This window comes from Micromonospora sp. NPDC006766, assembly GCF_040636055.1.
Taxonomy (GTDB): domain Bacteria; phylum Actinomycetota; class Actinomycetes; order Mycobacteriales; family Micromonosporaceae; genus Micromonospora.
Window position 1 is genome coordinate 200,600 of the sequence record NZ_JBEYIX010000001.1, and the last position, 17,619, is coordinate 218,218.

Consider the following 17,619-nt stretch of genomic DNA (forward strand, 5'->3'; position numbering starts at 1 on the left):
CGCCCTCGTAGCCCAGAGGTAGAGGCACGACGTTGAGGACGTCGACAGGGTGGGTTCAAGTCCCGCCGAGGGCACTCATGCCGGTGTAGCTCATGTTGGTCGAGCACCCCACTTGTAATGGGGAGAACGCAGGTTCAATTCCTGTCACCGGCTCAGAGAGGGCTCGGACGTGGAGAATCGTGGAGCATTCGCCAAGAAATTCCCGTCGCTACACGTCCGAGCCCCCGGATGAGGACTGTACCCGCCGACGTAGCTCAGCAGGTAGAGCGCCGCCCTCATAAGGCGGAGGTTCCGGGGTTCGAAACCCCGCGTCGGCACCACGCCCCGATAGGCAAACCTGGCAAAGCCGCTGCGTTTAGGCCGCAGAGTGTGCGGGTTCGACTCCCGCTCGGGGTACCAACAGGCTGGTCACGGGCCTGGCGTGACGTCACCGGCGGGTGGCGGTGAGCGAATCCGTGGAACCCGGCCAACGCGCGACGGACGCGGTCACGTCGAACCGGGAAGCTCGAAGGTGGGATGGGGCCACCGCCCTCGCGAGGGGGAGACGTCGGTTCGAATCCGGCCGAGCACCTGGGCTCTTAGCTCATCGGGTAGAGCACCTGCCTTGCAAGCAGGAGGTGGCCGGTTCGAGTCCGGCAGGGTCCACTCACCGATCGGCGCGACGGTAGGCAGGTCGCGCCCAGCCTGGCCGGGGCCCGTTAGCCCCGGAACCCGGGTCGCTCCCGGGACAGCGCCGATCGGTCCATGCCGGCGCAGAGCAGCTAGGAGTGCTCGCCACCCTGTCAAGGTGGAGACCGCGGGTTCAAATCCCGTCGTCGGTGCAATGGAGGGTTCGCCATTGGTACGGCAGACGGACTGCTAATCCGTTGCGGGCTTCGGCCCGTTGTGGGTTCGACTCCCTCACCTTCCGCCAAGTCGTCGTAGCTCAGCAGGTCGGAGCGCTTCCCTGATAAGGAAGAGGTCGGCGGTTCGAACCCGCCCGGCGACACCTCGCCCCCGTAGCTCAGTGGATAGAGCAGCGGTCTACGGAACCGTGAGCGTGCGTTCGAATCGCGCCGGGGGCACTCGCACCACCGCGTCAGGGCAAAGTGGTGGTGGTCCCGAAAGGGATATCGGCGGTGTGCCCGCCAGCGACAGCCGGACCCATCCACCGGCTAACTCGGGTAAGTGGCACAGGGAGGTACCGAACGCTAACCCTCCCAGGGGATACGGCTCCGGCCTACGTCCCCACCATCGGGGTATGGCCCAGCTTGGCAGGGCGCGCGTTCGGGGGACGCGAGGTCGCCGGTTCAAATCCGGCTACCCCGACTCAACGGGTACTAGCTCAGGGGTAGAGCGCCGCGCTTGGGACGCGGAAGCCGGGCGTTCGAGTCGCCCGTACCCGACTCGTGGAGGGTTCCGGCCCGTGGGGGCCAGCCGGTCTTGAAAACCGGAGGGGGGTGCAAGCCCCGGCGTTCGACTCGTCAACCTTCCGCCAAGCCCCCGTAGCTCAGAGGCAGAGCATCCGACTCTTAATCGGAGGGCCGGGATTTCAAAATTCCCCGGGGGCACTTCGCGGTACGTGCGCTGGACGCGCTTCTCGGCCTTCTAAGCCGTGTGTGCCAGGTTCGATTCCTGGGTGCCGCACTCTTGCCCCGCTAGCTCAGTGGATAGAGCACCGCCCTCCTAAGGCGGGGGCGCTGGTTCGAATCCAGCGCGGGGCGCGTCTCACACCCTCGCCTTGTCTTGGCGCTACGCTACCTCTCGTGGACGTAGCACGGATCAGGCGGCAGCTACGCGCCCAGCTCGTCCGCGAAGCGACTACGAAGTTCGGCAGGTGGGACCGCAGGGCGAAAGAGCCGATGCGCTGCAAGGCCGGCGACTACGAGCGGTGGCGGACCCCGGACCTGGCCAAGACCAGCATCGACAAGGTCATCATCGACGGCCTGGACAACGCGTTAGCGCTCGCCAAGGAGCTTCAAAGGTTGGGCTCCGGACCGTTGGAGCCCTACGTGTGTCACCGTTCGCGGACTGGGCACTACCACCTGCGTACCCGAGAGGCGCGCAAGAAGCGAACCCGGCGCGACAACCCGTAACGCCGATGCGGCTGCCTTCGGGCGTCGCGACCCCGGCCGGTGGCCGGCAGAATCATGGGCCGCTAGCTCAATGGCCAGAGCTGCGGACTTTTAATCCGAGGGTTCGGGGTTCGAGTCCCCGGCGGCCCACTTGCGGGATAGAGGAGTTAGGTCGTCCTCGCCGGGCTCATAATCCGGAGATCGCCGGTTCAAATCCGGCTCCCGCTCCCGCCCCGGTAGCTCAGCGGGAGAGCACCGTCTCGACAAGGCGGGGGTGGCTGGTTCGACACCAGCTCGGGGCACGCAAGACATGGCGCGTTCGGCTATGGGATAGGCCGTGAGGTTTTCACCCTCGCAGAACGGGTTCGAGTCCCGTACGCGCTGCTCATTCCCTCGTAGCTCAATTGGCGGAGCAGGCGACTGTTAATCGCAAGGTTGCTGGTTCGATCCCAGCCGAGGGAGCGGTGACGGGGCCGGGTACGGGGCGTCAGCCCTCCCCGGCGGTGAGTGGTCCACCAGGGCCGCCCGTCATCCCCACGCCCGTGTAGCTCAGAGGGAGAGCGTCGCTCTTACAAAGCGAGGGTCGGGAGTTCAAATCTCTCCGCGGGTACTGGCCTTCGGGCCGCGAGTGTGGCTGTAGCTCAATGGCAGAGCGGCGGGTTGTGGTCCCGCAGGTGCCGGTTCGACTCCGGCCAGTCACCCCAACGTTGAAGCTAAGCGGTATTCTAGGGGCGAGGGTCGGTCCAGGCAGCCAGGGTCAAGGCCCGGCGGGTGTGCGCGGAGGGCTGCTGCCGCGATAGAGGTTAGCGCTCCCGCCGGTCGCCGGCCTTCTTCTCTTCTCCGGGGTGGTCCCCGGTCATGCGCGTCGTGGGCGGCGGCACGCCCCCCGGACTGTAAATCCGGCGCTTTCGGGCAGACCTGGGTCGGCACCAGGGACGCGCACCAAACCCGTAGCTCATCGGTGGATACGGTGAGCGGCGGCCCCGAACTACTGGTGGGGCCGCCGCTCGCGCTTGCCTGGTCAGCGTCGCGCGATGAGGGGTTCCGCCGGGTAGCCCTGCTCTACGCACACGGACTCGGCCGGGTAGTGAGCCTTGATCCGGGTGGCGTCGCGTTGCGGGTCGGCGACCTCTGCCACAACGCACAACCCGATCCGCACGTAGGTGCTGTGGATGGTGACGCCGTGGCGCTGCCACCAGGCGGTGTCGGCGCGGACCTGCGCGATCCACCCGTCAAGGGCCTTCGCCGAGTACCGGGCGTCGATGCTTTTGATCGTGACGTCGGGCACCATCTTGCGGACTGCGGCGTCGAGTCCTGCGGCGGGAGCGACGCGGTGGACCATCAGAACGTTGGCGGGTACGTCAACGCTGGTGCCTGCGAACGTGTCCGGCCAGCGTCGGGCGGCGGCGTTGTTGACCGCCTCGGCGGCTTCCGTGAGGCGCTGCTGCCACGGCCAGTACGACTGTGCCGGCTCGGGCGTGGCCGGCTGCGGCGGACGGGTCACGGGCGGCTGCGGCTGCGGTGCGGCGGCTGACGCGACGGGTGTTGCGCACCCGGCCGGTAGAGCCAGCAGTGGCAGGGCCAGCAGCGCGGCGAGACGTCTGAGCATGTCAACCTCCTCGACGGCGGCACCCTGCCGCCCATACCGGGTTCAACGAGCCGGCCGGGGGCGGGACGCATCCCACCCCCGGCCGGCTCGCCCAGGCACTCCCGGGCCGTCAGCTCGTCTTGATCGTCCCGTGGACCCGCGCCAGTGCCTGCTGAGCGTCGATGAAGTGCCCGCCCTTGTAACACACCCTGCCGCTCTCGCCGGTGCAGGTGGTCGTCTTGTAGGCGCCGTATCCGGAGGACAAGATGCCCACCGCGGTCACGCCGTCGGGCCGGATGGTGTACGCCGGCGCACCGGAGTCCCCTTCCCCAATCATCGGTTTGTTGTCCACCGATACGAACCTGATAAGCGGACCGATGCTGCCGTTGTTCACGCCGATGGCGACGACCTGGCCGCCGCATGTGACTCCGCTGCGGCTACCGGACACGCAGACCAGGTTGCCGAGGCCGACGGTGTTGACCGCCTTGACCGACTTGTAGAGGTTGGATTGGACGCCGCCGTCCCAAATGTGCCCGGTGGTCGCCGGGAACGTGATCGTGGCGACGTCCGTCGCCACGTTGCGCTCCCCAATCACGCCCATCTTCCGGCCGCTGGAGTCGAACACGGGCAGGCCGCTGGAAGTGGCGCAGTGCGCCGCGTACAACATCGCGCTGCGGCCGTCGGGGTAGTTGATGGGGAAGCCCGCCGTGCACGTATCGGTCCGCGCACCGGCCTTGTACGGCGGGGCGTCAGCCTGCCGCGACAGCGGTCGCGGCTGCTCGATGGACTCGCCCGCGAACGTGACGGCGACGGTGGAGGTGGCGATGACCTGCGCGGCCAGGGTGGGGTCCGTCTGCCCGGGATTCCAGGTCACCGTGATGCCGGAGGCGTCGGACTTGGGCTCCACCTCATAGAACTTGGTGGTGGAAAGGCCGGCGATTCGGGTGACCTCGCTGGCCAACTCCGTCTCCGTGTACGCGGCGGTGAGCACCGTGATGGGGGTGATCGCGTTCTGCGTGTTGATCGCGGCCTGCGTGGCGGGCTTCCGGGCACCCTTCCACCTCAGAACCGTGGCGGAAGCGGTCGGGTCGGCGATGGCCGACCCGTAGCCGGTGTCCCCGGCGGAGTCGGCGGCGACGCGGATCGCCGCCACGGCGTCGTTCCTCTTGCTTTGTTCGGCGAACAGCGCTTCCCAGGTGGGGAAGCCGCCGGGGATCTGGTCGGCGGGCGGCTGGGGGTCGGCGAGGGCGGGGCTGGTGGTGGGGGCGGTGGTCAGTGCGAGGGTGCCGAGTAGTGCGGCAGCAAGCAGTTTGCGCAGGTGCACGTACGGGTCCTTCCTGGTGAAGGTGGGTGACCGCCTGAGCATCGGGCCTGGTTGTGAACGTGGATGGATTTGGTGTTAACGGGTTTTGTCGGGTTTGCGACCGACGTGCCCATGCCCCCGTGGCGCAGCGGAAAGCGCACCCGGTTCCGGACCGGGGGGTCGCAGGTTCGATTCCTGCCGGGGGCGCGTCTTGGCCTCGCGTCGGTCCGGGTGGGCCGCCCCGCCTGCAAAGCGGGTGATCATCTTCCGTGGTGGGAGCGCAGGTTCGAATCCTGCCGGGGGGGGGGGGGCACGCAGAGGCCATGCAGCGAGTTGGACGGTGCAAAGCGGGACGGTAGAATCAGGGGCGTGACCAGCTATTTTGCGACGGCCCGGAAGCCCGCCACACTCGCCTACCTAGCCGGCTTGCTCGAAGGAGAAGGGTCATTCATGTCGCCGCCCCCGTCTGCACCGGAGCAGTCCGCCGTGGTGCTGTCGATGACCGACGAAGACGTGGTGGCCCAGGCCGCGACCCTGGTCGAGGCGAATTACCGTCGCACCCCGGCTCGCCAGCCGCACCACAAGGACGCCTTCACCTGGCGGGTGCGGGGGCGTCGGGCGGTCGAGCTGATGCAGGCGCTGGAACCCCTGATGGGCAAGCGCCGCCGCGAGCAGATCGGGCGTGCGCTCGCCGCAGCGAAACCAGGCCCAAACCGGAAGCCGTACCTGACCGAAATCGCCGAGATGGCGGAGATGAAGGGTAAGGGGGCCCACCGGGCAGAGATCGCGACCCGGTTCAACGTCCGCCCGAAGACGGTCAATGCTCTCCTGCGTGGCGACTGGCGACCGATGGAGCTGGTGCATGCCCACACGGCGAGAATCGCAGAGATTGAGGATGCCCTGGCGTCCGCCGTCGGAGCCGACACCGACATCGCCTGGCTGGCGGGCATCCTTGAAGGTGAGGGTTGCTTCTCGACGGGCGTCGCTCTCCGGATGACCGACCGGGACGTGGTTTCGCGGGCTGCTGGGCTGATGGGCGCGACGGGTGTCAACGTAGCCCGACGGGAGCAGGAGCACTGGAACGACATCTGGTACACCCGTATCTACGGAGAGCGGGCTCGCCAACTCGCCGAGCGCATCAGCCCGGCCCTCGGTGCGCGACGACAGCGCCAGGTCGAGGCGCTTTTGGTCGCAGGCCGGACGGCTCACGGGCAACCCCGCCGCACAGGCTCCAAGCGCCCTACAAGGCTTACAGTGCCGCCGGAGAGGTTGTCGCGCAACATCGAGATCGCGCGCCGGATGGCGGCGGGCGAAAGCGGACCGGTACTCGCCCAGGAGTACGGCATGACCCACCAGAACGTCTACTACATCGCGAGCAGGTACCGCGACCAGATCGTGTGCCCGAGTGGCTAGGGCCCCGCCTGCAAAGCGGGTGGACGTCGGTTCAAATCCGACCACGATCTCCAACGTCGTGCCATCCGCTGTGGACCCGCCATGGCATATCGCTAGACACAACAACTAGCAGGATGCTACGGTCTGACCTGCGGGGCCGGCTCCCCGGATGTGCTTCCTTCTAACCCTTTCAAATGGCTGAGAACTAGCGCATCCAATCACCGGCCCCGCATTTTCATGCCCGTACCACCCCGGAAGGCCAGGTGACCGTCATGGCGACCACGACCCGCACCCAGCACGCCCCGACCCGGACCGTCACCCTGGCCCGGGTCCTACTGCACCGCCGCGCCACCGTGTACGTCCCGCCGACCGGCGACCCGATCAACGTGGCGGCCGAGCCCGGTATCGCCCTGCTCGAAGCCGACCTCGCCGACCGGGGCTGGCTGCTGTCGGTGGGTTTGCGGGCCGCCCTCACGCGGCTGGACACCCCCGACCTGGCCGCGTTCGGGTCGGCGCTCCTCGCGGACTGTGATGACCTCGTCGGCGGCGACCGCGACCACACGCCGCTGTTCCGCCGGTTCCCCGACCGGGTCCCCCACAACACGCTCGGCCTGTACGTGGATCGCATCCTCGCCGCGTGGTTCCAGATGATGGCTCTGCCGTGCGTCCTATGCTTCGCCGCCGGCACGGTTCGGCCGGTGAACCCGTGCGCGCACCTCGTCTGCACGGACTGCTTCCAGGCCGCCGACTACTCGGCCTGCCCGATCTGCTACCGGGCGCTCGACCGCGATGACCCATTCCTGACCGCCGGCCAGCCCGCCGACGAGCCGGCCGTGCGCCGGCCGGTGGACGCTGCCGGCCCGACCCGGCTGCGGGTACTGCACCGAGGCAGCGACATGCCCGCCGACGCGCGTGCCGAGCTGCTGGGGCTGCTGGCCCGGCCGGGTGCCCTGCCGCCGGGCGAGGTGGACGACCTGGGCGTGCTCCTCGCCGCGCAAGACCGGACCGACCTCACCTGGCTGCCCGCCACGGTGCCGGGCCGGGAGACGAAGGCCCGCCTGCTGTCGTGGCTGCTCGACGAGCCGACCCCGGCCACCCTCGACAAGGTGACCGACCTACTCGACACGGCCACGGACGTGCTGCGCCTGCTGGTCGCCCGCTCGGGCGGTGAGTCGCTGATCGACCGACCCCGCCTGGCACCGGTGGCCCGACCGCTACGCCGTGCCCTGCTCGCCGCCCTTGACCGGATCACGGTGCCGCAGTTGGTGGAGGACATGCGCCGGCACCGGGGGGCGTGGATCGCCGTCGGGGAGCGGCTGCACCCGGGCGAGCACGCGCACCGGTGGCCCCGGATCGCCACGGCGTTCACGGCGCTGCGCGGCACCGACCTGGATCGGCATCCGGCCGGTGAAGCCATCGAGTGGGTTGCTTCGAGCTTCCCCGGGGTGCGGATCGCCGGCCAGCGGGTTCGGGTGGCGCACCGGGCGGCCCGGGTCGAGCAGGCGTTGGCCGACGGGAACGCCATGACGGCGGTCGCCAACCTCACGTCGCGGCCGGGTGAGTTGCTGCGCCGCGCAGACCACCTGCTGCGTCTCGCCGGCCGCGCCGACGGTGACGCGGTCATCCACGCGATCGGCCGGGCCGCCGAGCAGGCCGCCCCGGCAGTCGTCCTGTCCACGCTCGGGGAGATCCGCACCCGACACGAGGATCGGCAGCGTCGGGTGTTCTTCCCCGCCGGACGCACCGGCACCGCGCACGTCATCGCCGACGAGCGGCCACGGCTGCCGCTGCTCACCGTCGGGCAGACGGTGGGGGTGCTCGGTGACGCCATCCTCACCCGGGCCGCCGCGTTGCCGCCGGTCGACCGGGCGGTCATCGACCGCGCGTTGGACAAGGTGATCGCCCCGTTCGCGGAGCGCACCGCCTCCCGCGCACTGGTCACCCTGGCCCGGGGGTCGGTGCTGCCGATCCCCGACGGGCGGGTGGTCCGCCTGTTTACGCATTGGATGGAGTCGGACGAGCGGGTCGACCTTGACCTGTCGGTGGCCGTGTACGACGACCAGTGGCGGCACGTCGGCACCTGCGACTACACGAGCCTTCGTCTGCCGGGGGCGACGCACTCGGGGGACTTCACCAGCGCTCCCGCGCCGCGTGGGGCGTCGGAGTTCATCGACCTCGACGTGCCGACCCTCGCGGCCGGGGGTGGCCGGTGGGCGGTGGTGTCGGTGCTGTCGTACAACAACGTGCCGTTCACCGGGATGGCGGAGGCGTTCGCCGGGTTCATGGTCCGCGACCAGACCGCCGAGCACGGGTCGGGTGCTCGGTCGCCGTTCGACGCCCGTCAGGTGGAGCAGCGGTTCGACCTGGCCGGGCCGGGCAAGGTGACGATCCCGATGGTCGTGGATCTACAGTCGCGGACGATGCGCTGGCTGGACGTGGCCGCCCGGGTCACCGGCACCAACCACGCTGTGCACCGGCACCACCACCAGTTCGCCGAGGTCGCCTCCGCGTTGGTGGAGTCGTTCGAGGCCGGCGGTCGGGTGACCCTCGGGGAGCTGGGCCGCTACCTGGCTGCCGCTCGCGCCCGTGAGGTGCTGGTCCGCGACGGTGACGGCCTGCGGCTGCTACGGCGGGGTGAGGGCGAGTCGGTGAAGGCGTTCCACGCCCGGCTGCGGGACGAGCCGGGCGAGCCGGCCACCGTGGAGGATGCCGCGTCGGCGGGGTTGCAGTTCGTGGGCCGCGGTGACCTGCCGGTGCCGGACGGCGCGGAGGTGTACGCGCTGCACCCGGCGGGGTTGGATGCTTCGCGGGTGCGGTTGCTGGCGGCGGCGGACGTGGCCGGATTGCTGGCGTAAGACCGACGGCGGAGCCCCTGACCTGGCGGTTGGGGGCTCCGCCGTTTCCTGCGCGAATTTGGTAGATGTCGTGGACGGCGGGGTGCCCGTGGCCTACATTGGTAGATGTAACCGCTACCAAAAATTCTTCGGAGGTTCCCATGGCCGACTTCACCGCCCTCGCCGCCGCCCACCGCGCTGCCGTCGCCGAAGCGGTCACCGCCGGCCACGCCCTCACCCTCGCCCAGCACAACCACCGCGCCGCCGGGGGCAGCGTGACCCCCGAGCGGCGTGCCCAACTCGCCGCCACCGCGTCCACGGCGGAGACCCGCTACCGGGAGGCGTGCGAGCGCGCCGACCAGGCCAACGCGGCGGCCACCGCTGCCAACCCGAACGCGGAGGTATCGCGGTGACCGCCGGCAGGAACCTACCCCGGCCCACCGCCGAGGCGCTTCACGCCTACCGCGACCTCGCGGGTGATCTGTCGCAGTGGGCGCCGACGGTGCACCGCCTCGTCAGGGAGCGCATCGCCGCGCTGATGGAGGCAAACGGCCGCTGGGAGCACCCGACCGAGACCGCCGAGGAGTACGCCCAGCGGGTCCTCGCACACGGTCAGTTCCCTTTCCCGCAGGGGGTGTGCCTGTATGACGACGACAACCACAACAGCAACATCAGCTACGAACACATCGACGTCGGCTACGGAGTCACCGGCGACGAGGTCACCCGAATCACCTACACCGGCTGGTACCCGCATTGGAAGTGCGACGGCCAGTCGTACGAGCGGCGCACCGCGACGATCCACTGCCCCGGCTGGCTAGTCACCGACCTGGACGGGGTAGACCGGTTCCGCCGGCAGACCGCCGACATGTGCGAGGCGGTGCGGCGGGAGCGCGCCGACGAGGACGCCCGGATTTCCGCGTTGATCGACTCGTTGGCCGACGGCTGATGTTCGAGGGGATCACCTACGTCATCCCCTGCGGCGGGGCGAAGCTCACCCGCCGCGCGCCCGCCCGGGACCTGTACCTCGGCTCCCTGTTCCGGCACACCCTCGACAACGCCGAACGGTGCGCCCGCCTCGACACCGAAACCCTCGACCAGCCGGCGCGGGTGCTGATCCTGTCCGCGAAGTACGGCCTAGTCGAGCTGGACGAGGTGTTGGAGCCGTACGACCTGCGCATGGACGCCCCCGGCTCGATCACCGCCGACGCGCTGGCAGCGCAAGCGGGCGCCCTAGGCATCGACTGGGGTGCCGAGGTGTACGCGCTGCTCCCCCGCCCCTACCTGGCCCGCTTAGACGAGGCGTTGCGCAGCCTCGACGTGTGGGTGCAGGACGTATACGAGGCGTGTGGCGGTAACGGGGATCAGCGGCACGTCAACGCCGTCATCGGCCGCCCACCCGTCACCGCGGCCCCTGCCGAGCCGGACGGGCCGGGGCCGGTGGTGTGGCTGGGTGGGGACGTGTCCGCCCTGTGGTGGGGTGTGCGGGTCCTGGTGTCCTACGTGCGCCTGCGCGCGGTGAAGACCCCGCCGGTCGCGGTCGAGGAGTGGCTGTTGGACTCGGGCGGCTACGACCAGCTCATGCGCCACGGCGGGTGGACGGTCCCGGCCGTCGAGTACGCGGCGGACATCCGCCGGTACGGGCGGGAGATCGGCCGGTTGGTGTGGGCAGCGCCGCAGGACTGGCCCGCCTCCCGTGGAGCCCTGGCCCGGACCGGGCTGACCGAGGTCGAACACCAGGAGCGGACGGTCGCGTCGGTGGAGGAGCTGCGGGCCGCCGACACGGGGGTGCACATCGCTGCCCTGCTGACCGGTACAACACCGGACGGGTATCTGCGGCACGCCGACATGTACGCCCGCGCGGGTATCGACCTGCGGGCGGAACCGGTGGAGGCGGTGGGTGCGCTGCTGCGCCGCCCGGTCACCGAGGCGGCCGAGATTGTGCGGCTGTTGCACGCGGCCGGGCTGACCCGGCTGCACACCCTGGGCGGGAAAGGCCCGCTGCTGGATTTGGTGGGCGGGTTGATCGCCTCGACGGATTCGGCGGACTGGTCGGGCAACGCACGCCGGCATGTTGGTCGCTGCCCGCATGGCCTGGTCGCGTGGGAGGCGAACTGTCCGGTGGCGGCGCGGGAGTGGGGTGTGCGACAGCGGGAGCGGGCGGCCCGGTCTGTGGTGCAGCCGATGTTGCCGTTGGCGTGTTGAGGCGAATTTGGTAGATGTCGTGGACGGCGGGGTGCCCGTGGCCTACATTAGTAGATGTAACCGCTACCAAAATTCAGGGGGATGACATGACAAACCCGGTCCGGCAGGCCAAGAAGCCGAACAGCGTGGCATCCCGGTGAGCCTCCCCACCTTCCCGACCATCCAGCTCGGCGACCTCACCGACACCGACCTGTCCACCCTCGCCGAATGGCTCACCACCTCAGCCGCCACCATCGCCGCCGAGCAGGCACGCCGCGCCGCCGTCCGCGACCGGGCACTACGCGCCGCCGCTTGGAAGATCACCGCCGCCGGACCGGACGACCCCCGATGGACGCCACAGGACTGGGACGCCGCGCGGATCGCCGCCGGCCCGAACATCGGCAAACGCGGGTTCATCGTCGGCCGCTGCCGCGACGGCTGCGAGCAGGTCGACGGGCGTCCCCGCTGGGAGTTGTACGGGGTCGGCGGCGGCCCCGTCTGGACGTGCCTGGCCCGCGAGCACCTGCGGCCGGTGCCGGCCGTCCGCCGAGCCGGGTTCGGGCGTGCCCGCTGCGACTACGACTGCCTGTGCTGCATGGGCGACCCCCGCCGACACCTGACCACCACCGGCGGCACGCCGGCCAACCACTGAGGAGCCGCCATGTACTACGACGATCTGCCTGACGCCGGCCCAACCGACGCCGACTACATCCACTGGAACGAGGCCAACGACCACGCCGACGACTACGACCCGGCCGATGGCGAGCTGGACGAGATGGGCCAGGCCATCGCCGCCGTCTACGAGCGGGTCGCCCCGGAACTGGCCGCCTGTGAGGCCGCAGCGAAGCGTGCCCGGGACACCGCCAACTCCGGCAGCGACTACGAGCTGGCCGTCCGCTTCGACGCCCTGCACGCCAAGCTGCGGGAGGTCACCCACCAGACGGCCGGGGCGGACGGGTGAGCGTCTTGCGTGGGATGCGGGAGCTTGCCGTCCTCCTCAACCGCACCCCGGTTCCGGCGCCCCACGGCATCCACGCCGCCTACCCGCCCAGGGATGAGGAGTTGGTCCGCAGGCTCGCCGCTGATAAGGACATCGCCGGGAGGGTCGGGTTGACTCCACGCCTGGCTGTCGGCGCGGCCCGCACCGGTGAGGGGGTCGACGTGCGCCTGTCGTGGCTCAACGGCGAGGAGCCGATCGGCCGGCGGCGGGCCGCCCTCGCGGTACGGACTCTGTACGACCTGGCGACAGCGGGGGTCATGCCGGAACCGTGCCGGGTGAACGTCTTGTGCGCGCTGCGGGAGATCGGCGACCCCGCCCGGCTGCTGGTAGGGCAGGCCGCCACGCTGCTCGGCGTCCGGCCGGTCGAGGTGGATGGGCAGGTGTTGGTGACACGGGATGTCGGGCCGGGGGTGTCGTACACCGTGCACGGGTTCCTCTCATGAGCGACGACCTGGTGATGTGGGCGACCCGCGGCCTTCCCGGCTGCGGGAAGACGACGTGGGCTCGGGGGTGGGTGGACATCGACCCGGCGTGGCGGGCGCGGGTGTCCCGCGACGATGAGCGGAAGGCGATGCACGGCCGCCGGCTGGGCACCCCAGGGCAGGAGCGGTTGGTGACGATCGCCTGCCACGGGAAGATCCTCGACCTGCTGCGGGCCGGGGTGTCGGTGGTGGAGGACGGCACGAACCTGCCGGATGAGCACCTGGTGGCGTTGTGGGATATCGCCGACCGGGCGGGGGCACGGTTCCGGGTCGCGGACTTCACTCGGGTCCCGTTCAAGACGTGTGTGGCTCGGGACGTGGGCCGTGAGGGTGAGGCGCGGTTGGGTCGTGAGCGGATTTTGGCGATGCATCAGGAGTTTGTGCAGGGGAGGCGTACCCCGTTGCGGTTGCCGACGATGGCCGGGATGCGTCGGGGGAATTCGGTAGAAGTCGTGGACATGGCCCGACTCTTGAAGTAGGTTGATAGTTGTAACCGCTATCGAGATGCCGGAGGGTGTCATGAGCACCGAAACCCTGACCCGCACCACCAGCGGTGTTGCCCTAAACCTCACGTACGCCTACCCGCTCGACGACGGCAGGTTCGCCGTCACCAAGGTCCCCGGCGGCTTCTGGGCGGTCAAACTCCGCCAACGCGGCAGCCAGTGGATCGCCTTCGCAGTCCCCCGCCACACCACGCCCGGCGACCCGTTCCTCATCGCCGTAGGCGACGACCAGGACGCCGTCCGCTCGGTCGGGATCCGCTGGCGGGACCAGGCCGTCACCCTCGCCGGCCGCTACGACCGCGTCGTGTACGCCGGGGTCGGCAACGCCACCCACGAACGCCTCAACCCCGGCGACACCGACGGCCAGCGGCCCACCATCGACACCCAGGAGCGCCGCTCATGACCGGCCTGACCCCGGCGCAGCCCCGGGTGCTACGGCTGCGTCACAACACCGCCCCACCGCCGAACGGCTGCCGCTGGTGCGGCTACCCCCTCCGCGAATCGCCCGACTACCCGGACGGACATCCGCAACGGTGGGTGCCCGGACACGGCTGGCACGGATGGACGGAGCCAACCCGCGCGCAGATCGCCGCCCGCCTGCGAGCCAAGCTCACTGCTAGGAGGTGAGGCAGCCATGACCAACACCGCCGCTGCCGACTTGCCGCCGGTGTGGCTGCTCGACGTGGACGGGGTTATCAACGCCTCCCGACCCGGCTGGTCCGCCGCCCCCTGGAAGGGCTACGCCTACGAGAACGCCACGGAATACAAGATCCGATGGGCGCCACAGTTGATCGCCCGCATCTACGAGCTGCACCGCAGCGGCCTGGTCGAAGTCCGCTGGTGCACCACCTGGTGCGCCTACGCCTGGCAGCTCGAACGGCTGTTCCGTCTCCCCCCGTTGGGTCGGGCGTTCAACGAGGACGTCCGAGGCCCCGCCGCGTCGGCCGTCAAACTCGCCGCCGCCCGGCAGGTACTCGCCGACGGGCGTCGGCTGATCTGGACCGACGACGACGAGGTCCCAACTGGTGGCCCGCTGCACGACGAGCTGACCGCCGGGCGGGCACTGCTCATCCGGCCGAACAGCAGCCGAGGGCTACGCCCCGAACACCTGGACGCCATCGAGGCGTTCGCCCGCAACCACACACCCACGCAGGAGACCCGATGACCAACCCCACCACCGGCGGGCTGATCGGCCCGCTGACCGCCGACGAATGGTGCTCGCTGCGCCTCGGCGACGACGATGACCCGTTGCAGTGCTGCGGGGAGACCTCCGACCTGCGGGACGCGATCTTCCACGTCCTGCGCATGGGCGCCCAGGAGCACGAAGGGATCGCCCTGCGGGCCGCCTGGCACATCGTGGAGGAACACGGTGACCTCGGCGACCACCCGATCCTGCGGAAGCTGCACGCCTTCTACGTGGAGGGCAAACCGGAGCTGGCACCGGATAGCGCGCTGGCCGAGATGATGGCCGTCACCCCGGAACACGCGGAGCTGTTCATCGCCGCGATCCCCGAGGCGTTCGAGCTGGACAGCGAAGAGGGCAGGATCGTCGCGCTCGGGCGGATCGCGCCGAGGGTCGCCCACGTGCTCGACCGCGACGAGCGGTGCCGGTTGACCGGGCTGCTGGCCGAGACGGTGCGCCTGGACGTGCAGCAGGTGGCGATCGTCGTGGACGCGTGGCGCGGCAACGTCGGTCTCCCGGTCATGCCGCGATGATCTGCCTGAGAGTCGTGGTCGGCTGCGCTGACTGCGAGTCCGACCCGCGAGCCGTCGCCCCGCACGTCTGCGACGACTGGTGCGCCACCGACGGAGAGAGTAAGCGCCGCAGCCCGGAGTACCACCAGCGCCGGCACCAGCCGCACCTGTGCGACCACTGCGGCGCGGTCCTCGACGACCGGCGCGGCAACAACTACGAGACCCGCCGGCTGTGCCCCTACCAGACCTGCACCATCCTGTACTGCCCCGGCTGCCGGCGAGAGACCTACAGCGTCGGCGTGGTCGGCTGCCCCGCCTGCAACGGGCCCGCCGGGCACGGCACCTACGGGGAGCTGCGCCGGCCCGGCGTCGGCCGGTTCGTCAAGCCATCGAAGCGAAGGAGACACCGTTGACCAGGAATGTGCTACTTGCGGGCATCGTCGGCTCAACCGCCTACGGGCTGGCTGGTCCGGACTCTGACGTGGACCGGCTTGGCGTCTTCGCCGCCCCCACCGAGGCGTTCCACGGGCTCACCCCGCCGGAGGAAACGAAGGTCACCAGCAAGCCCGACACCACCATCCACGAAGCAGCCAAGTACGCCAGGCTGGCCCTCGGCGGCAACCCGACTGTGTCCGAGCTGATGTGGCTGCCGGACGACCTGTTCGAGGTGCGCACCCCGCTCGGGGAGGAACTGATCGGCATCAGGTCGGCGTTCCTCAGCGCGAAGCGGGTCCGTGACGCCTACCTCGGTTACGCCACGCAGCAGTTCCGCCGGTTGGAGGCGCGCGGGGACGGCTCGTTCTCGGCGGATACGCGCAGGCGGACCGCGAAACACGCCCGGCATCTACTGAGGCTGTGCCACCAGGGGTTGAGGCTGTACGCGACGGGGGAGCTGGAAATTCGGCTCGCGAACCCGCAGCGGTTCGTCGACTTCGGGGAGCGGGTGGCGTCCGGGGACATCGAGCTGGCCCGAGCGTGGATGGCCGATTACGAGTCGCGGTTCGACGCGGCCCGGTCTGTGTTGCCGGTCGAGCCGGACCGGGCCGCGGTTGAGGCGTGGCTGTTGCGGGTGCGCCACGCCCACCTGGACGCCAATGTACGCCGGCGGTTCCTCGGCGTCCCCGTGGACGGCCCGGCGTGAGCGGGTTGGAGGCAGCGTCCACGGCGACGCTGAGGGTGATTGCCGGCAACCTGCGGCACGGCCTGGATGTGGTTGCCGCCCGGATCGCCGCCGGCACCTTCCACGAGGTCGGGCCGAAGGGCGCCGCACCGCCAGCCCAGTCTGGGCAGCTCACCCTGGCGCTGCTCGACGGCGTGGCGGCGGAGCTGACCCGCAGGGAGGCGTCGTGATCCTGCTGTGCCCCGACCCGTCCGGCTGCCCGGACCGGTTCGAGGTGTCCGAGGAAGACCCGGACGCCACCCTGTCCGACATCGGCTCGCACCTGATGCATCGCCATCGGCACACGCTTGCCGAGGCAATGCGGCTGCTCGCCAACGTCCGTGAAGCATGACCTGAAAGGAAAGGGAACCCGTGGACATCCCTGACTATCTGTTCGGCCTCGCCACCCTGCCTGCGGTCGCCGCCTCCGGTGTGGTCCTGTGGCAGGCTGGCCGGCTCGTGAACCGGGCCGGCGACGCCGTCGTGAAACGGCTACCGCTGACGAAGGTGGAGAACCGGGCCGGGTTCGCGGCCTTCGCCGCCTGTACCCGCCGCTGCCATGTGTTCACCTTTGCTGGGATCGTGGTTGCCGTGGCGGCCGGCTACGACGGCAGCCAGGCCCGGAAGGTGTATGACGTGGTGTACCCGGTGCTGGTCGAGCCGGCGCGGGTGAATCCGCGGTGGCGGGCGGCCGGGCCGCAAGACCCGGGCGTCGAGTTCGGGCCGGAGGACTGATGTCGGACTTCTGGCTCGGGGTGCTGTCTGTGTTCGCCGCCGTTGGCGGCCTGGGTGTGCTGCTCGGGCTCGGCTGGCTGGTGGTGGTGTTCCTGCCCGAAGGGGTGTGGTGGACGGTGAAGCGGTTGCCGCTGCATGACCAGTTCCGCCGGGACCGGGCGGCGGCGGTGTGCGCGTCGGCGCGGCGGGCGTACACGCTGCGTATCCCGTTCGGGGTGCGGCTGGTGTTGACGTTCGGGGAGCACCGTGACCGGGCGGACGAGGTCATGGCGTTGTTGGGGCGTGGCCGGGACCAGGCGGCCACCGAGCGGACGTCAGCCGAATGACTGCCCCCTCTGCCGTGTCTCGGCCGGGGGACCACACCCCCGGCGCTGTTTGTGCCGAGTTCGAGGGCTGGGACAGGGTGCCGCCGCACTGGGTGCGGATGGCCCGGCGTGGCTGCGCCGAGTGCGCCGAGTGGGATGCCGCCCGTGCTCGCTTGTTCGCTATCCACCGGGCCTACCGCCTGCGCGGTGCCCGCAGGAGACCGCGATGAGCGTGCCGAACCCTGGCCTTGACTGCGTCATCGGCCGGCATCTGTTCTTCGAGGTCTGCGACGGCACCTCGCACGTTGGTGGTTGGTGCGTGTGGTGCGGTACCGGCGTTTACGACGGTGACCGGATCACCGACGACGGTCAGGCGGTCGGGTTCACC

Annotated in this window: 22 protein-coding genes and 25 tRNA genes; 45 read left to right on the plus strand and 2 right to left on the minus strand. The window is 70.1% G+C overall.

Going from position 1 to position 17,619, the window contains the following annotated elements; translation table 11 throughout:
• The first annotated feature begins 1 nt into the window (after position 1).
• The 23 genes from ABZ671_RS01425 (at position 2) to ABZ671_RS01535 (ending at position 2,758) form a co-directional block, all read left to right on the plus strand.
• Positions 2-74: transfer RNA gene (locus ABZ671_RS01425), tRNA-Leu, on the plus strand.
• Between the two features lie 5 nt (positions 75-79).
• Positions 80-153 (plus strand) — tRNA-Thr (locus tag ABZ671_RS01430).
• A gap of 90 nt (positions 154-243) precedes the next feature.
• A tRNA-Met gene (locus ABZ671_RS01435) sits at positions 244-320 on the plus strand.
• 1 nt (position 321) lies between these two features.
• Positions 322-399 (plus strand) — tRNA-Leu (locus tag ABZ671_RS01440).
• A gap of 173 nt (positions 400-572) precedes the next feature.
• A tRNA-Ala gene (locus ABZ671_RS01445) sits at positions 573-645 on the plus strand.
• 101 nt (positions 646-746) lie between these two features.
• Positions 747-821, plus strand: a tRNA-Asp gene (locus ABZ671_RS01450).
• A gap of 4 nt (positions 822-825) precedes the next feature.
• A tRNA-Ser gene (locus tag ABZ671_RS01455) sits at positions 826-913 on the plus strand.
• 1 nt (position 914) lies between these two features.
• Positions 915-988 (plus strand) — tRNA-Ile (locus ABZ671_RS01460).
• A gap of 4 nt (positions 989-992) precedes the next feature.
• A tRNA-Arg gene (locus ABZ671_RS01465) sits at positions 993-1,064 on the plus strand.
• Positions 1,065-1,234: 170 nt separating this feature from the next.
• Positions 1,235-1,308 (plus strand) — tRNA-Pro (locus ABZ671_RS01470).
• 5 nt (positions 1,309-1,313) lie between these two features.
• Positions 1,314-1,385: transfer RNA gene (locus tag ABZ671_RS01475), tRNA-Pro, on the plus strand.
• A 5-nt stretch (positions 1,386-1,390) separates the two neighbouring features.
• Positions 1,391-1,477: transfer RNA gene (locus tag ABZ671_RS01480), tRNA-OTHER, on the plus strand.
• A 1-nt stretch (position 1,478) separates the two neighbouring features.
• Positions 1,479-1,550 (plus strand) — tRNA-Lys (locus tag ABZ671_RS01485).
• 4 nt (positions 1,551-1,554) lie between these two features.
• A tRNA-Arg gene (locus ABZ671_RS01490) sits at positions 1,555-1,626 on the plus strand.
• A gap of 5 nt (positions 1,627-1,631) precedes the next feature.
• Positions 1,632-1,703, plus strand: a tRNA-Arg gene (locus ABZ671_RS01495).
• A 42-nt stretch (positions 1,704-1,745) separates the two neighbouring features.
• Positions 1,746-2,075: a hypothetical protein gene (locus ABZ671_RS01500; protein ID WP_357849429.1), complete on the plus strand. Its 330-nt coding sequence runs from the start codon at positions 1,746-1,748 to the stop codon at positions 2,073-2,075.
• A 56-nt stretch (positions 2,076-2,131) separates the two neighbouring features.
• Positions 2,132-2,204, plus strand: a tRNA-Lys gene (locus tag ABZ671_RS01505).
• A 2-nt stretch (positions 2,205-2,206) separates the two neighbouring features.
• A tRNA-Met gene (locus ABZ671_RS01510) sits at positions 2,207-2,282 on the plus strand.
• Between the two features lie 2 nt (positions 2,283-2,284).
• Positions 2,285-2,356 (plus strand) — tRNA-Val (locus ABZ671_RS01515).
• Between the two features lie 10 nt (positions 2,357-2,366).
• A tRNA-Glu gene (locus tag ABZ671_RS01520) sits at positions 2,367-2,438 on the plus strand.
• Positions 2,439-2,443: 5 nt separating this feature from the next.
• Positions 2,444-2,516, plus strand: a tRNA-Asn gene (locus ABZ671_RS01525).
• Between the two features lie 76 nt (positions 2,517-2,592).
• Positions 2,593-2,664, plus strand: a tRNA-Val gene (locus ABZ671_RS01530).
• Positions 2,665-2,684: 20 nt separating this feature from the next.
• Positions 2,685-2,758 (plus strand) — tRNA-His (locus ABZ671_RS01535).
• Positions 2,759-3,075: 317 nt separating this feature from the next.
• Here the strand turns inward: ABZ671_RS01535 and ABZ671_RS01540 are convergent.
• Both ABZ671_RS01540 and ABZ671_RS01545 read right to left on the minus strand, forming a co-directional pair.
• Positions 3,076-3,663 (minus strand): hypothetical protein, encoded by a 588-nt coding sequence (locus ABZ671_RS01540; protein ID WP_357849432.1) that lies wholly within the window; start codon positions 3,661-3,663, stop codon positions 3,076-3,078.
• Positions 3,664-3,772: 109 nt separating this feature from the next.
• Positions 3,773-5,008: a hypothetical protein gene (locus ABZ671_RS01545; RefSeq protein ID WP_357849435.1), complete on the minus strand. Its 1,236-nt coding sequence runs from the start codon at positions 5,006-5,008 to the stop codon at positions 3,773-3,775.
• A gap of 71 nt (positions 5,009-5,079) precedes the next feature.
• Here ABZ671_RS01545 and ABZ671_RS01550 point away from each other — a divergent pair.
• From ABZ671_RS01550 to ABZ671_RS01655, 22 genes are all read left to right on the plus strand, one after another.
• Positions 5,080-5,152, plus strand: a tRNA-Arg gene (locus tag ABZ671_RS01550).
• A gap of 8 nt (positions 5,153-5,160) precedes the next feature.
• Positions 5,161-5,250, plus strand: a tRNA-Cys gene (locus ABZ671_RS01555).
• A 193-nt stretch (positions 5,251-5,443) separates the two neighbouring features.
• A complete protein-coding gene (locus ABZ671_RS01560; RefSeq protein ID WP_357849438.1) occupies positions 5,444-6,358 on the plus strand; it encodes a hypothetical protein in 915 nt (304 codons plus the stop codon).
• A tRNA-Cys gene (locus ABZ671_RS01565) sits at positions 6,337-6,411 on the plus strand. The genes ABZ671_RS01560 and ABZ671_RS01565 overlap by 22 nt, the downstream gene beginning before the upstream one ends.
• 198 nt (positions 6,412-6,609) lie before the next feature.
• Entirely contained in the window at positions 6,610-9,192 is a 2,583-nt protein-coding gene (locus ABZ671_RS01570; RefSeq protein ID WP_357849441.1) for an MXAN_6230/SCO0854 family RING domain-containing protein, read from the plus strand.
• A 140-nt stretch (positions 9,193-9,332) separates the two neighbouring features.
• A complete protein-coding gene (locus ABZ671_RS01575; protein ID WP_357849444.1) occupies positions 9,333-9,584 on the plus strand; it encodes a hypothetical protein in 252 nt (83 codons plus the stop codon).
• On the plus strand, positions 9,581-10,117 hold the full coding sequence (locus ABZ671_RS01580) for a hypothetical protein (RefSeq protein WP_357849448.1): 537 nt from the start codon (positions 9,581-9,583) through the stop codon (positions 10,115-10,117). The genes ABZ671_RS01575 and ABZ671_RS01580 overlap by 4 nt, the downstream gene beginning before the upstream one ends.
• Entirely contained in the window at positions 10,117-11,373 is a 1,257-nt protein-coding gene (locus ABZ671_RS01585) for a DUF6884 domain-containing protein (RefSeq protein WP_357849451.1), read from the plus strand. The genes ABZ671_RS01580 and ABZ671_RS01585 overlap by 1 nt, the downstream gene beginning before the upstream one ends.
• 136 nt (positions 11,374-11,509) lie before the next feature.
• Entirely contained in the window at positions 11,510-12,004 is a 495-nt protein-coding gene (locus ABZ671_RS01590) for a hypothetical protein (protein WP_357849454.1), read from the plus strand.
• A 9-nt stretch (positions 12,005-12,013) separates the two neighbouring features.
• Entirely contained in the window at positions 12,014-12,313 is a 300-nt protein-coding gene (locus ABZ671_RS01595) for a hypothetical protein (protein ID WP_357849457.1), read from the plus strand.
• Positions 12,310-12,795 carry a hypothetical protein gene (locus tag ABZ671_RS01600; RefSeq protein ID WP_357849460.1) on the plus strand — a complete coding sequence of 162 codons (486 nt, stop codon included), beginning with the start codon at positions 12,310-12,312 and terminating at the stop codon, positions 12,793-12,795. The genes ABZ671_RS01595 and ABZ671_RS01600 overlap by 4 nt, the downstream gene beginning before the upstream one ends.
• A complete protein-coding gene (locus ABZ671_RS01605; protein WP_357849462.1) occupies positions 12,792-13,313 on the plus strand; it encodes an AAA family ATPase in 522 nt (173 codons plus the stop codon). The genes ABZ671_RS01600 and ABZ671_RS01605 overlap by 4 nt, the downstream gene beginning before the upstream one ends.
• A 40-nt stretch (positions 13,314-13,353) precedes the next feature.
• Complete coding sequence (locus ABZ671_RS01610) at positions 13,354-13,740, plus strand: hypothetical protein (protein WP_357849465.1); 387 nt, start codon at positions 13,354-13,356, stop codon at positions 13,738-13,740.
• On the plus strand, positions 13,737-13,964 hold the full coding sequence (locus ABZ671_RS01615; protein WP_357849468.1) for a hypothetical protein: 228 nt from the start codon (positions 13,737-13,739) through the stop codon (positions 13,962-13,964). The genes ABZ671_RS01610 and ABZ671_RS01615 overlap by 4 nt, the downstream gene beginning before the upstream one ends.
• 7 nt (positions 13,965-13,971) lie before the next feature.
• Entirely contained in the window at positions 13,972-14,502 is a 531-nt protein-coding gene (locus ABZ671_RS01620; RefSeq protein ID WP_357849471.1) for a hypothetical protein, read from the plus strand.
• Complete coding sequence (locus ABZ671_RS01625; protein ID WP_357849473.1) at positions 14,499-15,053, plus strand: hypothetical protein; 555 nt, start codon at positions 14,499-14,501, stop codon at positions 15,051-15,053. Before ABZ671_RS01620 ends, ABZ671_RS01625 begins: the two co-directional genes overlap by 4 nt.
• Entirely contained in the window at positions 15,050-15,445 is a 396-nt protein-coding gene (locus ABZ671_RS01630; RefSeq protein ID WP_357849476.1) for a hypothetical protein, read from the plus strand. The genes ABZ671_RS01625 and ABZ671_RS01630 overlap by 4 nt, the downstream gene beginning before the upstream one ends.
• On the plus strand, positions 15,442-16,173 hold the full coding sequence (locus tag ABZ671_RS01635) for a nucleotidyltransferase domain-containing protein (RefSeq protein ID WP_357849479.1): 732 nt from the start codon (positions 15,442-15,444) through the stop codon (positions 16,171-16,173). The genes ABZ671_RS01630 and ABZ671_RS01635 overlap by 4 nt, the downstream gene beginning before the upstream one ends.
• A complete protein-coding gene (locus tag ABZ671_RS01640) occupies positions 16,170-16,382 on the plus strand; it encodes a hypothetical protein (protein ID WP_357849482.1) in 213 nt (70 codons plus the stop codon). The genes ABZ671_RS01635 and ABZ671_RS01640 overlap by 4 nt, the downstream gene beginning before the upstream one ends.
• On the plus strand, positions 16,379-16,543 hold the full coding sequence (locus ABZ671_RS01645) for a hypothetical protein (RefSeq protein ID WP_357849485.1): 165 nt from the start codon (positions 16,379-16,381) through the stop codon (positions 16,541-16,543). Before ABZ671_RS01640 ends, ABZ671_RS01645 begins: the two co-directional genes overlap by 4 nt.
• A gap of 20 nt (positions 16,544-16,563) precedes the next feature.
• A complete protein-coding gene (locus tag ABZ671_RS01650; protein ID WP_357849488.1) occupies positions 16,564-16,926 on the plus strand; it encodes a hypothetical protein in 363 nt (120 codons plus the stop codon).
• Positions 16,926-17,252 (plus strand): hypothetical protein, encoded by a 327-nt coding sequence (locus ABZ671_RS01655; protein WP_357849491.1) that lies wholly within the window; start codon positions 16,926-16,928, stop codon positions 17,250-17,252. The genes ABZ671_RS01650 and ABZ671_RS01655 overlap by 1 nt, the downstream gene beginning before the upstream one ends.
• The last annotated feature ends 367 nt before the right edge of the window (positions 17,253-17,619 follow it).

Excerpts from the sequence above, each read along its gene's own strand:
- ABZ671_RS01540 (WP_357849432.1), bottom strand. The coding sequence starts at position 3,663 with ATGCTCAGACGTCTCGCCGCGCTGCTGGCCCTGCCACTGCTGGCTCTA.
- ABZ671_RS01545 (WP_357849435.1), bottom strand. The coding sequence starts at position 5,008 with ATGCTCAGGCGGTCACCCACCTTCACCAGGAAGGACCCGTACGTGCAC.
- ABZ671_RS01560 (WP_357849438.1), top strand. The coding sequence starts at position 5,444 with ATGACCGACGAAGACGTGGTGGCCCAGGCCGCGACCCTGGTCGAGGCG.
- ABZ671_RS01570 (WP_357849441.1), top strand. The coding sequence starts at position 6,610 with ATGGCGACCACGACCCGCACCCAGCACGCCCCGACCCGGACCGTCACC.
- ABZ671_RS01575 (WP_357849444.1), top strand. The coding sequence starts at position 9,333 with ATGGCCGACTTCACCGCCCTCGCCGCCGCCCACCGCGCTGCCGTCGCC.
- ABZ671_RS01585 (WP_357849451.1), top strand. The coding sequence starts at position 10,117 with ATGTTCGAGGGGATCACCTACGTCATCCCCTGCGGCGGGGCGAAGCTC.
- ABZ671_RS01595 (WP_357849457.1), top strand. The coding sequence starts at position 12,014 with ATGTACTACGACGATCTGCCTGACGCCGGCCCAACCGACGCCGACTAC.
- ABZ671_RS01605 (WP_357849462.1), top strand. The coding sequence starts at position 12,792 with ATGAGCGACGACCTGGTGATGTGGGCGACCCGCGGCCTTCCCGGCTGC.
- ABZ671_RS01610 (WP_357849465.1), top strand. The coding sequence starts at position 13,354 with ATGAGCACCGAAACCCTGACCCGCACCACCAGCGGTGTTGCCCTAAAC.
- ABZ671_RS01615 (WP_357849468.1), top strand. The coding sequence starts at position 13,737 with ATGACCGGCCTGACCCCGGCGCAGCCCCGGGTGCTACGGCTGCGTCAC.
- ABZ671_RS01620 (WP_357849471.1), top strand. The coding sequence starts at position 13,972 with ATGACCAACACCGCCGCTGCCGACTTGCCGCCGGTGTGGCTGCTCGAC.
- ABZ671_RS01625 (WP_357849473.1), top strand. The coding sequence starts at position 14,499 with ATGACCAACCCCACCACCGGCGGGCTGATCGGCCCGCTGACCGCCGAC.
- ABZ671_RS01630 (WP_357849476.1), top strand. The coding sequence starts at position 15,050 with ATGATCTGCCTGAGAGTCGTGGTCGGCTGCGCTGACTGCGAGTCCGAC.
- ABZ671_RS01655 (WP_357849491.1), top strand. The coding sequence starts at position 16,926 with ATGTCGGACTTCTGGCTCGGGGTGCTGTCTGTGTTCGCCGCCGTTGGC.